Annotated in this window: 14 protein-coding genes; 12 read left to right on the top strand and 2 right to left on the bottom strand. The window is 36.8% G+C overall.

What is annotated here, in order from left to right; translation table 11 throughout:
• Positions 1–15: 15 nt before the first annotated feature.
• Both HCW_RS01470 and HCW_RS01475 read right to left on the bottom strand, forming a co-directional pair.
• Positions 16–627: a hypothetical protein gene (locus tag HCW_RS01470; RefSeq protein WP_014660456.1), complete on the bottom strand. Its 612-nt coding sequence runs from the start codon at positions 625–627 to the stop codon at positions 16–18.
• A 15-nt stretch (positions 628–642) separates the two neighbouring features.
• Positions 643–912 carry a NifU family protein gene (locus tag HCW_RS01475; RefSeq protein WP_043902553.1) on the bottom strand — a complete coding sequence of 90 codons (270 nt, stop codon included), beginning with the start codon at positions 910–912 and terminating at the stop codon, positions 643–645.
• A 200-nt stretch (positions 913–1,112) separates the two neighbouring features.
• Here HCW_RS01475 and HCW_RS01480 point away from each other — a divergent pair, with 200 nt between their 5' ends.
• The 12 genes from HCW_RS01480 (at position 1,113) to serS (ending at position 13,170) form a co-directional block, all read left to right on the top strand.
• Positions 1,113–2,702: an inorganic phosphate transporter gene (locus HCW_RS01480; protein WP_014660458.1), complete on the top strand. Its 1,590-nt coding sequence runs from the start codon at positions 1,113–1,115 to the stop codon at positions 2,700–2,702.
• A gap of 139 nt (positions 2,703–2,841) precedes the next feature.
• Entirely contained in the window at positions 2,842–4,140 is a 1,299-nt protein-coding gene (locus HCW_RS01485) for a hemolysin family protein (RefSeq protein WP_014660459.1), read from the top strand.
• Complete coding sequence (locus HCW_RS01490; protein WP_014660460.1) at positions 4,140–5,798, top strand: TolC family protein; 1,659 nt, start codon at positions 4,140–4,142, stop codon at positions 5,796–5,798. Before HCW_RS01485 ends, HCW_RS01490 begins: the two co-directional genes overlap by 1 nt.
• 14 nt (positions 5,799–5,812) lie before the next feature.
• Positions 5,813–6,805, top strand: coding sequence for an HlyD family secretion protein (locus tag HCW_RS01495; protein ID WP_014660461.1), 993 nt, complete (start codon positions 5,813–5,815; stop codon positions 6,803–6,805).
• 13 nt (positions 6,806–6,818) lie between these two features.
• Positions 6,819–7,922: an ABC transporter permease gene (locus HCW_RS01500; RefSeq protein WP_014660462.1), complete on the top strand. Its 1,104-nt coding sequence runs from the start codon at positions 6,819–6,821 to the stop codon at positions 7,920–7,922.
• Complete coding sequence (locus tag HCW_RS01505) at positions 7,919–9,058, top strand: ABC transporter permease (RefSeq protein ID WP_014660463.1); 1,140 nt, start codon at positions 7,919–7,921, stop codon at positions 9,056–9,058. Before HCW_RS01500 ends, HCW_RS01505 begins: the two co-directional genes overlap by 4 nt.
• Positions 9,045–9,614 (top strand): YigZ family protein, encoded by a 570-nt coding sequence (locus HCW_RS01510; RefSeq protein WP_014660464.1) that lies wholly within the window; start codon positions 9,045–9,047, stop codon positions 9,612–9,614. The genes HCW_RS01505 and HCW_RS01510 overlap by 14 nt, the downstream gene beginning before the upstream one ends.
• A 24-nt stretch (positions 9,615–9,638) precedes the next feature.
• A complete protein-coding gene (gene hemJ / locus HCW_RS01515) occupies positions 9,639–10,085 on the top strand; it encodes a protoporphyrinogen oxidase HemJ (protein ID WP_014660465.1) in 447 nt (148 codons plus the stop codon).
• Positions 10,086–10,095: 10 nt separating this feature from the next.
• Positions 10,096–10,857, top strand: coding sequence for a bifunctional demethylmenaquinone methyltransferase/2-methoxy-6-polyprenyl-1,4-benzoquinol methylase UbiE (gene ubiE / locus HCW_RS01520; RefSeq protein ID WP_014660466.1), 762 nt, complete (start codon positions 10,096–10,098; stop codon positions 10,855–10,857).
• A gap of 4 nt (positions 10,858–10,861) precedes the next feature.
• The gene (gene xseB / locus HCW_RS01525) at positions 10,862–11,101 is read left to right on the top strand and encodes an exodeoxyribonuclease VII small subunit (RefSeq protein ID WP_014660467.1); all 240 of its coding nucleotides are present in this window, start codon (positions 10,862–10,864) and stop codon (positions 11,099–11,101) included.
• Between the two features lie 21 nt (positions 11,102–11,122).
• Entirely contained in the window at positions 11,123–11,914 is a 792-nt protein-coding gene (locus tag HCW_RS01530) for a carbon-nitrogen hydrolase family protein (RefSeq protein WP_014660468.1), read from the top strand.
• An 11-nt stretch (positions 11,915–11,925) separates the two neighbouring features.
• Positions 11,926–13,170, top strand: coding sequence for a serine--tRNA ligase (gene serS / locus HCW_RS01535; protein WP_014660469.1), 1,245 nt, complete (start codon positions 11,926–11,928; stop codon positions 13,168–13,170).
• The last annotated feature ends 132 nt before the right edge of the window (positions 13,171–13,302 follow it).

The raw sequence follows: 13,302 nt of genomic DNA on the forward strand, positions 1-13,302 counted from the left end.
ACCTTGAATTTAGGATTAAACATGCTTAAGTGCGTCCTTTAAAAGATTGCATAAAAAAGGGTCATAGATATGCACGCCATGCAATTCATGCATGCCCTCAATATAGTTGATAGCAAGCTCATAGTAGCCATACTGATTTAAATAACCCAAAAACTCATAAAAATCCTCTTTGTTATCAAAGATAATTCTAGTGCTAAACATCAAATCTTCAAATGCCTCTTTAAAGCCACGCTCTTTAAATAAACGCTTAAAATCCGCATACAAAATGCCATTTAATTCTTCGCCTTTTTGACTAGCTTGCGCCTCTAAAGCCTCTGCCATTTTGTTTAGTCCCTCATCAAAAGATGCAATAAGGCTTAAGATTTGCTCCTCAGCTTGGTGTTTGAGACTTCGTTTTTGCATGCTAATGAGATTTTGATACAGCTCATAAAAGCTATGGGCTTCTTTAGGAAAATCTAGGGCAATATCACTTAAAAGCGCTCCAATTTTAGCTTTATTATCCTCTTCGTCTAAATAAAGTGCCTCTGAAAAAAGGCGCAATGCTTTAGAATAATGCTTTTTTTTAAAGGCTAAAAAAGCGTTTTTAATAAGGGCGCGTTTTTTAAATTCGTAATCAAATTTATGCATGCCAAATCCTTAAAATCAAATCCTCCTAAATTCTTGCGCATTTTGCAAACAAACCACCTCTAATTCGGGGTGAATATCAGTTCTAAGCTGTCTTTCAACTACACTCTTTAGTGTAACCTTACTGCTTGGGCAAGATTTGCAAGCTCCCTCCAAGATTACATAAACTCTCATGTCTTTTATCCCTATAATCTCTATGTTCCCCCCATCTTTGATAAGATAAGGGCGGATTTTTTCCACAGATACACGCACGGGTTTTTGCAATTCTTCATCGCTAAACATTATCATGATAGCAAATCCTCTCTAAAAATTTAGCTTAAGATACCACAGAATGAGTGTTTTTTATCAAATATTTATCAATAAGCCCATACTTCTTTAAGGCGTAGTCAAATCGTTTTTTGTTAGAATAGCGCTGTAGTTAGACACTGCCATATCAAACACTCAACTTCAAATATTAAGAGTAAGAGTAAAAGGTTTTTAGCACATTTATGGAAATTAAAGACATTAAAGAGTTTCAAAAAGCCTCCAAGAAACTTCAAAAAGATACCCTAAAAATTGCTTTTGCAGTAGTATTTCTTATTGGTGTAGCCCTATTGGCACTTATTTTTGGTCATGCTGAATCTAAGGGATTGCTATTGGTATTTGCAACCATTATTGGGGGCTATATGGCTATGAATATTGGGGCTAATGATGTTTCTAATAATGTTGGCCCTGCTGTAGGCTCTAAGGCTATCACTATGGGTGGAGCGATACTCATTGCTGGGATTTGTGAAATGCTTGGAGCGATTTTAGCTGGAGGAGAGGTAGTTTCTACAATACGAGGGCGCATTGTTTCTCCTGATTTGATTGGTGATGCACAAATTTTTATTAAAGTTATGCTTGCAAGCATGCTTAGTGGGGCGTTATGGTTGCATGTAGCCACTTTATTTGGCGCACCAGTTTCTACTACGCACTCTGTAGTTGGGGGGGTTATGGGGGCAGGACTTGCGGCAGCTGGAGTTGATGTTATCAATTGGGAGTTTTTGCTAGGCATTGTGGCGAGTTGGGTTATCTCTCCTGCTATGGGAGGCGTGATTGCAATGTTGCTTTTGATGTTAGTTAAAAAGACTATCGCTTACAAAGAAGATAAAAAAAGCGCAGCTCTAAAGGTCGTGCCTTATTTGGTAGCACTAATGAGTTTAGCATTTAGCTGGTATTTGATTTTAAAAGTTTTAGAGCGCTTTTATCAAATTGGTTGGGAATACCAACTTTTAGCGGGCATTATTATTGCCTTATTGGTTTTTTGGGTATTTAAAAGGTATGTTTCTAAAAAAGCGTCTTTAATAGAAAATAAGCATGAAAGCATTAATGAGCTATTTAATATTCCTCTAGTTTTTGCAGCTGCACTTTTAAGTTTTGCGCATGGGGCTAATGATGTAGCCAATGCGATAGGCCCTTTAGCAGCCATTAGTGAAACTTTAGGTAATTCTATGAATGCTATAGAAAGCACTTTAAGCTCTGTGCCTTTGTGGATTATGATAGTTGGGGGAGCTGGAATTGCTTTAGGTTTAAGCTTGTATGGGCCAAAGCTCATTAAAACGGTTGGCTCTGAAATTACTGAATTAGATAAAATGCAAGCTTTTTGTATCGCACTTTCAGCGGTTATTACCGTGCTTTTAGCGTCTCAATTAGGATTGCCCGTAAGTTCTACGCACATTGTTATTGGAGCGGTATTTGGAGTGGGGTTTTTAAGAGAGCATTTAAGAAAACGCTTTTATAAGATTAGAGATAGCATTGTTTCAGCACACTTTGGGGAGGATTTAGAAGAAATTGAGGGCTTTTTAAATCGCTTTGATAAGGCTAGTTTGAAAGAAAAATCGCTTATGTTAGAGAGCTTGAAAAAGAATAAAAACACCGTTTTAGCCCTAGAATTGAAGAAAAAAGAGAAAAAATCACTTAAGAAAGTTTATAAAGAAGAAGTGGTTAAACGCTCGGTATTGAAAAAAATCATCACCGCTTGGATAGTAACCGTGCCTATTTCTGCGCTTTTGGGAGCAGGCTTATTTATGGCGATAGCTTTTTTAGAGGCAAGAATATGAGAGAGGATTTTAAAAATACTTTTTAAAGTTAGGCTTAATCTTTTATGTTAGAATTACAAAATTTTGTATCTTTTTTGAGATTTTAAGAAAGGTTGGGGAGCATTAAGGAGTTTATTTGGACGCATCTGAGTCGATTCTGATGTTGGTGTCTGCTTTCTTGTTGGTGTTGTTAAACGCCTTTTTTGTGCTTTCAGAGTTTGCCCTTGTAAAAGTGCGTAAATCTCGTTTAGAAGAGCTAGTTAAAGCGGGCAATTTAAATGCCAAGCTTGCTTTGGATATGAGCAAGCGCATAGATACTTATTTGAGTGCTACACAACTTGGTGTAACACTTTCTTCACTAGCTTTAGGTTGGGTGGGAGAGCCTGCTATTGCTAAGCTATTGTATGCGCTTTTGGGACAAATAGATATGGGGGATAATCCTATTTTTATCCATTCTTTAAGTGTGGGGATAGCATTTTTGGGTATCACCTTTTTGCATGTGGTGTTGGGTGAGATTGTGCCAAAATCCTTAGCTATTGCTAAATCCGAAAAGGCGGTTTTATTTATCGCACGCCCTTTGCATGTATTTTGGGTGCTGTTTTATCCTATCGTGCGTTTGTTTGATGTGATAGCGCATTTCTTTTTAGAGAGAATGGGGGTTGATCCGTCTAAAGAGCATGAGAATATGCACTCTGAAGAGGAGCTTAAAATTATCGTGGGCGAAAGTCTAAAAGGGGGCATTATTGATTCGGTTGAGGGTGAAATCATTAAAAATGCCGTAGATTTTTCTGATACGAGTGCTAAAGAGATTATGACCCCACGAAAAGACATGGTTTGTTTGGACGAAGAAAATAGTTATGAAGAAAATATTGATATTGTTTTAAAAAGCCGTTTCACTCGCTACCCCTATTGTAAAGGCTCTAAGGACAATATTATTGGCATGGTGCATATTAGAGACTTGCTCTCTCGCTCTATTTTTACCCCAGAAATGCATGACTTCAAACAATTAGTCAGAAAGATGATTATTGTTCCAGAAAGTGCATCAATTTCTCAAATTCTCATTAAGATGAATAAAGAACAAATCCATACCGCTTTGGTGATTGATGAATATGGTGGCACAGCTGGGCTACTCACTATGGAAGATATTATTGAAGAGATTATGGGGGATATTAGTGATGAATACGACTTGAAGCAAGAAGGCGTGAGCGAGCTTGAAGAAGGCGTGTTTGAGCTAGATGGCATGCTGGATTTAGAGAGCGTAGAAGAAGTGCTTCACATTGAATTTGACAAAGAATGTGAGCAAGTAACCCTTGGGGGTTATATTTTTAGCCTTTTAGAACGCATGCCTATAGAGGGAGATACAATCACTTCGCATAATTATTTGTTTGAAGTATTGAGTGTAGAGGGTGCTAGAATCAAGCGCTTGAAAGCAACTAAGCAGGAGATTAAGGAGCAATAATGAGAAAGACAAGAAGAATCTTAAGCATTGCTTTAGGGCTTGCAGTTTGTTTGAATGCCCTTGAAGAAAACATAGCATCCAATGCCAACCAACAAAAAACTAGCCAAACAACAGAAGATAAAACACAAGCTACAGAGCAAAAAAAGAATATTTCTCAAACATCTCTTCCTCAAACCCCCAATGACAATTCCAAACTAAGTCTTGCTGAGCCATTCAAAAAGACTCCCTTAACTGACCCAAAAGCCCAAAGAATATCGCTAGTGCAAGCATGGGATAGGGTGCTTTCTAATCATGATGGCTTGCATGCGAGCGAATATGAAATCAAGCGTGCTAGAAAATTAAAAACAGCTGCTAAACTCTCTTTCTTACCTCAAATTGATTTGAGTGCCTTTTATGTGTATCTCTCTAACCCCATTAAAATGGATTTTACACAACAAAAACAAGCGGGGGTTCAACAGGCTATGGGGCAAATCCATCAAGGTTTGCAAGGCATACAGCACACTATGTCCCCAGCAATGCAACACATGCCTCCTAATATGCAAGCGGGTTTGCAAGCAGGAGCACAAAGCGTTATGCAAGGTTTTGGAGGGTTAGCTAGGACTTTGGGAGCGCCTTTGTTATATTCCAAACAAAATATTGTGATTGGGGCTTTAAGCATTGTTTATCCCATTTATATGGGTGGTGCTAGATTTACTATGGTGCATATAGCAGATTTAATGCAAAAGGACGCACAAGAGGTCTATCGTTTGCGCAAGCTCTCTACCTTTCAAGAATTAGTGAGCGTGTATTATGGCATGGCATTAAACACAGAAGTAGCAGAGGTTTTAGAAGGCATTGAGGCAGGACATTACAAGCATTTCCAAAATGCTTTAAAAATGCAAAAAGTAGGACAAATTGCACGAGTAGAGACTTTAGGCGCTCAAGTTGCTTATGATAAGGCGCATATTGCTAGTGCTAGGGCTAAAGACACTTTGGATATTTCACAATTAGCTTTTAACTCCATTTTGTCTAGCAAGGAAAACACCTTGCCCTTAAAGGGCTTAGCGATTGTGGATAAGCCTTTGCCCAATTTGAGTGTTTTTGTCAATGATGCGATTAGTTCTTATCCGGCTCTAAGAAGTTTAGCCAATCATGTAGAAATTGCTAAAGATAACACCAAATTGCAAGTGGCTAAATTCTTGCCTCAATTCACTTTCTTTGGCTCTTATATTATGAAACAAAACAATTCGGTGTTTGAAGATATGATTCCTAATTGGTTTGTGGGTGTAGCAGGGCGTTTGCCTATTCTTTCGCCTTTAGGGCGCATTCAAAAATACCAAGCAAGCAAATTAGGCGAATTGCAAGTCTCAAGTCAGCAAGTTCAAGCCAAGAAAGATATGGAGTTATTAGTGAGTAAGACCTATAAGGAAACTCTCTCTTTCTTAAAAGAGTATAAAAGCTTGATTTCTAGCATAGAATTAGCTAAAGAGAATTTAAAACTTCAAGAGCAAGCATTCGCACAAGGCTTAAGCACTAACGCTCAAGTCATTGATGCTAGAAATACGCTTGCATCAATTATGGTGGAGCAAAAGAGTGTGGCTTATAGGTATATTGTTTCATTAGCCAATTTAATGGTATTAAGCGACCATATTGATATGTTTTATGAATATGTTTATTGAATAAGGAAAATAACATGTCTATACAAAAACTTGAAAAAAAGAAAGCGATTTTATTAGGCGTTTTGGGGGGAGCTTTTCTTTTATTGGCAGTGCTATTTTATTTAGCCTATCGCCCCAAAGCTGAAATCTTACAAGGTTTTTTAGAGGCTAGAGAATATAGCGTAAGCTCTAAAGTGCCCGGGCGTATTGATGAGGTTTTTGTCAAAAAGGGCGATAGAATCAAAAAGGGTAGTTTAGTCTTTAGCATTTCTAGCCCTGAGTTAGAAGCAAAACTCGCTCAAGCTGAGGCGGGGCATAAGGCAGCAAAAGCCTTAAGCGATGAAGTCAAAAAAGGCGCAAGAGATGAGACTATTATTTCAGCTCATGATATTTGGCAAGCAGCAAAATCTCAAGCTACTTTAGCAGAAGAAACCTATAAGCGCATTCAAGATTTATATGATAATGGCGTGGCAAGTTTGCAAAAGCGAGATGAGGCTTATGCAGCCTTTAAAAGCACCAAATACAATGAGAGTGCGGCCTATCAAAAATATAAAATGGCATTAGATGGGGCAAGCAAAGAGAGTAAAATCGCTGCTAGTGCTAAAGAAAGTGCAGCTTTAGGACAAGTGAATGAAGTGGAGTCTTATCTAAAAGATATTAAAGCCTATGCGCCAATTGAGGGAGAAGTAAGCAATGTGCTTTTATTTAGTGGGGAGTTAAGCCCCAAAGGCTTTCCTGTAGTCTTAATGATAGATTTGAATGACAAGTGGCTAAAAATTAGTGTTCCTGAAAAATATTTGAGTGATTTTGCTGTAGGAAAGGAATTTGAAGGTTATATTCCTGCATTAAAAAAGAATGCAAAATTCAAAGTTAAATACTTGAGTGTTATGGGGGATTTTGCCACTTGGAAAGCCACTAATAGTGCGAGCAGTTATGATATGAAAAGCTATGAAGTAGAGGCGATTCCTTTAGAAGAGCTAGAGGGCTTTAGAGTAGGCATGAGCGTGCTTGTAACGCTTAAGCCTTAATAAGGATTTTCTTTTGTTTAAGCAAGCTTATTTATGGGTCTTGCAAGACAAATTTTTATTTGTGGTGTGTTTTGTTTTGCCCCTTTTTTTAGGAATTTTGGGCAAGCAAATTTTTATTCAAGAAATTCCTAGAAAGCTCCCTATTGTTGTAATAGATTTGGATAAAACGACTACGAGCCATCAAGTTATTTTTGAACTAAACGCTACAAGTGCTATTAGCATCAAACACCATGTAGCAAATCTCAAAGAGGCTAAGCGCTTTTTAAATTCCGCAGAAGTTTATGGGGCGTTAGTTTTGCCCAAAGATTTAGAGCGTCAAATTAAAATGGGGCGCAATATTGACTTGCCCTTTTATTACAATGCAGAATATGTCCTAATAGGTAAAACCTTAAAAAACGCCTTTTTGCAAACCGCTCTAACTTTAGATGCTAAGACTTCGGCTACTAAAGCACTCATAAGAGATGCGAATTTAAGTTTAGCTAAAGCTCAAGCACTGCCTATTATCACTAAATTGCATGCGCTATATAACGAAAATAATAATTACGCACAATATCTCTTAAGCGTGGTATTGCCTTGTATGTGGCAAATTCTAGTAGCCGTTGGTATGCTTAATTTCATTCAAAAAGTCTCTAATATGCAAGAATTTTTATGGAGTATTGGGGCAAATGCAAGCATTTTTGGTTGTTTTGGGATAGTTATGGTGTTGTATTTTAATCTCATTGGCATGCAAGGCAATTACAAGCATTTCTTATTGGTAGTTTTGGCTATAGGGCTTATGACTTTGATTATGAGTGGGTTTGTGGTGCTTATGTATGTTGTGCTTAAGGATGCGATTAAGGTTGCGAGTGTAGTAGCAGGCTATACAGCACCAAGCTTGGCTTTTGCTGGAGTTACTTATCCGCAAAACAACATGGAAATGGCAGGGAATTTTTGGAGTCATTTTTTGCCTATTAGTCATTTTATGAAGTTTTTCTTACAAGAGGCCTATTATAAGCCTAGTTTGACACAATCTTTGCATTCTTTGTTGCCTTTGTTGCCTTTTTTAATATTCTTATTACTAGGTATTTTTCTTTTTGCTCGCTTTTTTAAAAAGCACTCTAATGGAGTTAATGCATGAATTTTTTAAGTTTATTATTAAAAGAATTTAAGGCATTTTTAGCTAATAGGGGGGTTTTATTTGTAGTGATTGGAGGGTCTATTATGTATGGCATGCTATATCCCTTGCCCTATTTAAATGATGTAGTAACCCATCAAAAAATCGCTCTTGTAGATGAAGATAATAGCGCATTATCTCGCCAATTTGCTTTTATGGCACAAAGTTCTAATTCTCTCAATATTGCTTACAAAAGCCCTTCTATGCTAGAGGCTAGAGAGCTTTTAAAAGAAGAAAAAATCTATGGAATTTTGCATATCCCCTATCATTTTGAGGCTAATATTTATAAGCAAATTCCTACAACCATAGATTTTTATGCTAATGCTAATTATTTTTTGATTTATGGCACATTGGCTACGGCGGTAGTTGATAGCGTGAATGCCCTTAATGATGAAATCAAGTTTAAGCGCAATGCCCAAAGAGAAGAGGCTAAATTAGAAACTAATATTGTAGGCATTAAGCCTATCGCTCTTTATAATCCTAGTGAGGGATATTTGAATTATGCTCTTTCTAGTGTGTTTGTTTTTATCTTGCACCAAGTTATGCTTATAGGAGCTAGTATGCTTACAAGTGCTAGGCGTTTAGAAACAATTAGTTGTGGCAAAAAACAAATTGCTTGTATTCTAAGCGCTAGGCTTGTTATGTTTATGGTAGTTCTTAGTGTATTTATGATGTTGTATTTTGGAGTGCTATTTCCTATTCATGGGATTGAAAGACATGCAAGTGCGTTAGTAGTCTTTGCTAATAGTGCAGTCTTTATGCTTTCAACTTTAAGTTTAGGAATTTTTTTAGGCACTTGGATAAAAAACCCTGCTTATACTACTCAAATTGTTTTGATTTCATCTTTACCTTTAATCTTTATGATGGGCTTTGTATGGCCTTTTGAGTCCTTACCTATAGGCTTACAAGTGTTTGCTAATATGATTCCAGCCTATCATGGCATTAGCTTATTGGTGCGCTTAAATCAAATGCAAGCAGAGTTTGTTGATGTAGCAAGCCATTTTTATGCGCTTTTGACTATTTTTGTGGTGAGTTTTGTAGGCAGTGTGTGGAAATTAGGCATTATAAAAGCACAAAAGAGCACGCATGCAAACGCTTGAAAAACTTATCACCTCCAAGCACCAAATTAAAGCTTCACGCTTTTTAGGGTATTTAATGCCTTTTAACGAGTTTGATAAAATGCTTTCAAATTTAAGAAAAGAGCATTTTAAGGCAGTGCATTTTGTAACAGCATTTCGCTATATGAAAGAAGGTAAGATTGAAGAAGGCTTTAGCGATGATGGCGAGCCTAAAGGAAGTTCAGGTATGCCTAGCTTGAATGTTTTAAGGCGAGAGAATTTAATGGGGGTAGGTATGATTAGTGTGCGTTATTTTGGGGGGACTTTGCTTGGAGTTGGGGGGCTTATGAAAGCTTATGCAGAGAGCGTGCTTTTGTGTATAGAAAATGCCAAGGAAGAAAATGCTTTCAAGGAGTTTATAGAATTAGAAACTTATGTTGGCACTTATGACTACGCACAATTAGATTACATTCAGCGTGAAGTTAAGAAATTTAGCCTACAATTAAATAAAAAAAACTTTCAAGCCCAAGGTGTGGAAGTAGAAATTAGTGGTGCAAGAGAAAAATTGCATGCATTTTTAGCGCATTTTAATCATTGATAGAAAGTATGTTAGGGAGAGTGTATGGGAATATTGAGTGAGTATTTTTTGTGGATTAAGGCTTTTCATGTTGTTGCCTTTGTCTCATGGATGGCAATGTTATTTTATTTGCCACGATTGTTTGTTTATCACGCAGAGAATGCCCATAAAAAAGAGTTTGTTGAGATAGTAAAAGTGCAAGAAAAAAAACTTTATACCTTTATAGGTGCGCCTGCTATGGGATTTACGCTTATTACGGGCATTTTAATGCTCCTAGCCAATCCTATGCTATTTAAAAGTGGGGGTTGGTTGCATGCGAAGTTGTTGTTAGTGGCATTTTTACTAATTTATCACTTTTTTTGTAAAAAATGCATGCGTGAATTAGCTAACGACCCCAATAAAAGAGGTGGGAAATTCTATCGTGTGTTTAATGAAGTGCCTACAATCTTATTGATAGGCATTGTGATTTTAGTGGTTATTAAACCTTTTTAAAGATAAAAGAATGAGTGAAAAGAATTTAGAGCAAAAACAAGAAAAAATCATCAACATGTTTGATGATATAGCAAGCTCTTATGACCAAGCCAATCGCTTAATTAGTTTTGGCATGGATATTAAATGGCGTGAAGATGCGTGCAAGCAAGCGTTTTTAATGCTTGAAAACAAGCAAGCCTTGAAGCTTATAGATGTGGCTTGTGGGACAGGCGATATGCTAATAGCATGGCAAAAGAGCGCTATAAAATACCAAGCAAGTTTTCAAAAATGTGTAGGGATTGACCCTGCAAATAATATGTTAGAGGTTGCCAAAAAGAAACTTGCAAAAAAAGAGTTTATAGGAAAGGCTGAGTTTATCCAAGCAGAGGCAAAAAGCTTAGAGGGCATTAAAGATAATAGCGTGGATATTCTCTCTATTTCTTATGGATTACGCAATGTTGTAGAAAGACAAGAGGCGTTAAAAGAGTTTGCTAGAGTGCTAAAGCCTAAGGGGGTTTTGGTGATTTTAGAATTTCTAAAAAAGGATAATCCAAGTTTTTTAGACAAAATCTCAGGTTTTTATACCAATAAGGTCTTACCAATAGTTGGGGGAGCAGTGAGTAAGAATTATGAGGCTTATTCTTATTTGCCTAAATCTATTGAGGGGTTTTTGAGTTTAGAAAGCTTGAAATTAGAGCTAGAGCAAGTAGGGCTTAATGTTTTAAAAACGCAAGGCTCATTAGGGGAAGTTTCTATCATGCTTTTAGCAAGTAAAGATTCTAGGGGAGTTTAAGAAAATGGAAAATCGTTTATTTGAAGTAGAAAAGAGTCCTAAGCGTAAAAGTGCGTCTAAAACAAAGAGCTTTGAAGAGTATATTCAAGCTTTAGAGCAAGTTTTAGAGCGCTTAAATAGCGCTGAGTTGCCCTTAAAAGAAGGCATAGAATTGTATCAACAAGGCATGCAAGAGCTGACTTTAGCTCAAAAGCTTTTAGAAGAAGCTCACAAAGAATATGAAAAATTTCAAACACTTGATTAAAAGGGGGTTGAGATAGTGGGAGTGCAAGTTATAGCATTACAATTAGAGAGTTTTAAAGAGGATTTAATTCATTCATCTCTAAAGGCTGTGCCAGATTCTAGCGTGGTTGTGTTACCAGAATATGTGATTAATCCCTTTTTTCATCATAACATGGCGCTAGATTTTGCAGAAATTTCTATGCAGTCTATGCAAGCGATTGAATGCTTGCTTAAAATTTGCAAAGAGAAGGATTTAGTGATTTCTGCGCCTGTTCTTTTAGAAGAGGAAAAAAAAATTTATAAAAAAATCGCTTTAGTTTCTAAAGAGGGCGTTCAATACTACACACAACAGCGTTTGATTTCTTATCCGCATTGGGATGAAGAAAGCTTTTTTGATAATGAGAAAACAGATTTTAAAGAGTTGTTAGTTATTGAGAGAGAAAATTTAAAAATCGCCCCTTTGTTTGGTTTTGAAGCTCATTTTGATGAAATATGGGTTCAAGCTAAAAAGCAAGGCGTAGATGTAGTGCTATTAAGTAGTGTGGGAACTTTTGAATCTAATGAGAGATGGCGGGATTTAGGAAAAATGCGTGCATTTTGTAATTCATGCGTATTGATTAGAGCTAACCGCATTGGGGCTTATACGCAGACTGCCTTTCATAATGAGCAAAAACAAGAGATTTTGTGGAAATTTTATGGGGATAGCTTTATTGCGCTGCCAGATGGAAGTATTGAAAATTCTTTGCAGGGTAAAATGGGTATGCTTAGCACACAAGTTACTAAACACTACATAGAAGAGTGGGCTAAAACCTGGCGTTTTAGAGAGATAAACTAAAAGGGGTTAATGTGATTGATAGAAAACTTTTATTGCAAGATTTTGACAAAGTAGCTAAGACTTTAGAATGGCGTAATATTGATAAGGATACACTAGCTTTTTGGCGTGAAAAAATTGTTGGCTATAAAAAGCAACTCATAGAATTAGAAAGTTTGCAAGCTTTTCAAAATAAAGTTTCCAAAGAATTTGGTATCAAAATGGCTCAAAAGGAAGATGTGAACGGGCTAAAAAAAGAGTTAGAAAATAATAAAATAAAATTAAACGCTCTTTCTAAAGTGGTTAGTGAATTAGAAAACGAGATTGATGCATGGCTAGTTAGAGTGCCTAATCTCTTAGATGAAAAAACCCCTTTAGGCAAAAATGAAGAAGATAATGTAGAAATTAAAAAAATTTTAACCCCTAGAGTTTTTGATTTCAAACCTAAAGAGCATTTTGAGCTCGCTCAAAATAATGGCTGGATTGATTTTGAGAGCGGCGTGAAATTAGCCAAGAGTCGTTTTTCAGTAATGAGGGGCTTTGGGGCTAAAGTTTATAAAGCGCTCATTAACTTGATGTTAGATTTCAATGAAAAAAATGGCTTTGAAGTTGTCTACACACCCGCTTTAGTGAATGAAAAAATGCTTTTTGGAACCGGACAATTACCCAAATTCAAAGAAGATGTTTTTAAAATAGAAAATGAAAATTTGTATTTAATCCCTACTTCTGAAGTAACGCTCACTAATTTGTATAACGACACCATAATTGAATCTGAAAAACTTCCTATTAAAATGACCGCTCACACGCCTTGCTTTAGAAGTGAAGCAGGAAGTGCTGGAAGAGATACAAGGGGCATGATTAGACAACACCAATTTGATAAAGTAGAACTTGTAGCGATTACACACCCTAAAGAGAGCGATAAAATGCAAGAACATATGCTAGAGAGTGCGAGTGAAATTTTAAAGGCTTTGGAATTACCGCATAGATTTGTGCAATTATGCAGTGGGGATTTAGGCTTTAGTGCGAGTAACACCGTGGATATTGAAGTGTGGTTGCCCGGACAAAATTGCTACAGAGAGATTAGCTCTGTGTCTAATACAAGAGATTTTCAAGCTAGGCGAGCTAAAATTCGTTTTAAAGAAAACAAAAAAAATCAATTAGTCCATACCTTAAATGGCTCTTCTTTAGCGGTAGGTAGGACTATGGTTGCTTTAATGGAAAACCACCAGCAAGTTGATGGAAGTATTAGCATTCCTAAGGCATTAGAAAAGTATCTATAAGGTTAGTTCGTGGTAAATGAAGAGCAAGATTCACAAACCCTAGAAGAGACAGCACAAGCAACAGAAGATGTAGGGGAAGAGCCAACACAAACGCAAGAATACGCCCAAGAAACAGAACCCTCTGCTTTAAGC

Origin of the sequence: Helicobacter cetorum MIT 00-7128 (assembly GCF_000259255.1) — a bacterium.
Classification (GTDB): domain Bacteria; phylum Campylobacterota; class Campylobacteria; order Campylobacterales; family Helicobacteraceae; genus Helicobacter; species Helicobacter cetorum_B.

Coding starts and splice junctions, on each gene's coding strand:
- HCW_RS01480 (WP_014660458.1), top strand. CDS start 1,113: ATGGAAATTAAAGACATTAAAGAGTTTCAAAAAGCCTCCAAGAAACTT.
- HCW_RS01505 (WP_014660463.1), top strand. CDS start 7,919: ATGAATTTTTTAAGTTTATTATTAAAAGAATTTAAGGCATTTTTAGCT.
- HCW_RS01490 (WP_014660460.1), top strand. CDS start 4,140: ATGAGAAAGACAAGAAGAATCTTAAGCATTGCTTTAGGGCTTGCAGTT.
- HCW_RS01470 (WP_014660456.1), bottom strand. CDS start 627: ATGCATAAATTTGATTACGAATTTAAAAAACGCGCCCTTATTAAAAAC.
- HCW_RS01475 (WP_043902553.1), bottom strand. CDS start 912: ATGATAATGTTTAGCGATGAAGAATTGCAAAAACCCGTGCGTGTATCT.
- HCW_RS01495 (WP_014660461.1), top strand. CDS start 5,813: ATGTCTATACAAAAACTTGAAAAAAAGAAAGCGATTTTATTAGGCGTT.
- hemJ (WP_014660465.1), top strand. CDS start 9,639: ATGGGAATATTGAGTGAGTATTTTTTGTGGATTAAGGCTTTTCATGTT.
- xseB (WP_014660467.1), top strand. CDS start 10,862: ATGGAAAATCGTTTATTTGAAGTAGAAAAGAGTCCTAAGCGTAAAAGT.
- ubiE (WP_014660466.1), top strand. CDS start 10,096: ATGAGTGAAAAGAATTTAGAGCAAAAACAAGAAAAAATCATCAACATG.
- HCW_RS01510 (WP_014660464.1), top strand. CDS start 9,045: ATGCAAACGCTTGAAAAACTTATCACCTCCAAGCACCAAATTAAAGCT.
- HCW_RS01485 (WP_014660459.1), top strand. CDS start 2,842: ATGTTGGTGTCTGCTTTCTTGTTGGTGTTGTTAAACGCCTTTTTTGTG.